The sequence below is a fragment of the Microcoleus sp. N9_B4 genome, assembly GCF_036701635.1.
Lineage (GTDB): Bacteria > Cyanobacteriota > Cyanobacteriia > Cyanobacteriales > Microcoleaceae > Microcoleus.
This window is the reverse complement of record NZ_JAUBRC010000110.1, coordinates 1-1,903: the sequence shown is the minus strand read 5'-3', so window position 1 is coordinate 1,903 and position 1,903 is coordinate 1. Positions and strand designations below refer to the sequence as shown.

Annotated in this window: 1 pseudogene; it reads left to right on the top strand. The window is 42.5% G+C overall.

The features are described 5' to 3' along the window. Positions 1-179 precede the first annotated feature (179 nt). Positions 180-1,775: pseudogene (locus QUA43_RS30625) on the top strand (IS1182 family transposase). Positions 1,776-1,903: the final 128 nt, after the last annotated feature.

The window sequence follows — 1,903 nt, the reverse complement described above, 5'->3', positions numbered from 1 at the left end:
AACTCAGAAAACAAGCAAGCATCAAACAAATAGACAAACAAGTAAACAAACAACAATTAAGCGCCCAAGCCTCACTAGGGCGTCGGTTCAGTATTAGGAGTTGACAAAACAAACTGAAAATGATATGTGAATTAAAAAGCCTGTTAAATTCTGACAATCAGAAAGAAGGAAGAAACCTGATGCGCCCTCACTTATGGCATCCTCCAATTGAACTCTCAGACGCTGAAGCGTTGATTATCAAACGCATTAAACGAGCTAAGTTATTTACGTTTCTTCGACTGAACCGTTCATTCATATTTAATGATGAGTTTCAAGAAGAACTTGCTACAATTTTTAAAGACAGCACAGTGGGTCAGGGCCCAATTCCTCCTGCACAAATTGCCTTGGCAATTATTCTGCAAGCCTACTTAGGCATTTCTGACGATGAAGTAATTGAAGAAATGCTCATGGATCAACGTTGGCAGTTAGTTCTCGATTGTCTGGCATTGTGAAACTCCCCCTTTTAGCAAAGCCACTTTGGTGAGATTCAGAAATCGCTTAATTAAAAAAGAACTAGACCAACGTTTAATTGACCGCACCGTAGAAATTGCCAAACAAAAAGGTGAATTTGGCTCATCTCAATTGAAAGCAGCTTTAGATTCCTCACCTTTATGGGGAGCTGGTAAAGTCGAAGATACATATAATCTCTTGGGTCATGCTTTGCGTAAGGCGGTGAGTATGATAGCTGCTGTGCAGGGGCGGGAGCCAGCAGAAATTGCCGAGTTAGCTGGTGCGCCAATTCTCAATAGTTCCAGCCTAAAAACAGCCTTAGACTTAAACTGGGATAATCCAGTAGAGCGTCAAAATGCACTCTTAGTTATCCTAAAAAGCTTAGATTCTGTGGGAGAATGGATGCAAAACCAGTCCGAACGTGATGAGTTTGAAGTAGTTCAAGAGACTCTGGATGTTGCCCGAGTCATTGAATCCCAAAATGTGACTTTCGACTCACAAGGCGTTCCGAGTTTAAGTAAAGGGGTCGCCAAAGATCGTCGCATTTCTATTGAAGACCCAGATATGCGGCATGGGCGTAAAAGCCGCTCTAAAAAAATAGATGGATATAAACGCCACGTTCTTAAAGATTTAGAGAGTGGTGTAGTTTGCGCGGTGGCGTTGACACGCGCCAATACTCCAGAATCCGCTGCTACAGTTGACCTAGAACGTGACTTGAAATTTCAAAATATTTACCTAGCCGAGTTACATATTGACCGGGCTTATTTATCTAGTCATTGGGTGACACAACGGGATGATAAATTACAGATATTTTGCAAGGCGTGGCCGGTCAAAAATTCTGGACGGTTTGATAAAAATTCTTTTTTCCTTGACTGGGATACGCATTTAATTAGCTGTCCCAATCAGGTAAGTATCCCATTTGAACCGGGAAAACTGTTCATTTTCCTCAGAATGAATGTGCAATTTGTCCTCTGAGGTCTGGTTGCACGAATAGTAAAAGAGGACGGACTGTATCAATTCATCCTGATGAAGCCTTAATGCAAGAGTTGCGAGCACGTCAATCCACTGCTATTGGTCGCCAAGACTTGAGAAAACGTACTACAGTTGAACACTCTCTGGCTCATATTGGCCATTGGCAGGGGAACCGTGCTCGCTATATTGGACTGCGGAAAAATCTCTTCGATCTACGGCGAGTCGCTGTTGTTCATAATCTTCATGTCATTGCTCGAATGGATAAGGTTCGACCAATTACACCAGGCATAGAGTCGAACTCATGCACTGGCTAATTTCATAAATTCCTTTTTTTGTCAACTCCTAATACTGAACCGACGCCCTAGGCAAGCTTTCCCGGCAAAAATTTGCCTGTGTTGCCGACGCAGAAACCGCCATAAAAAATCTATCAGACACATGGAAA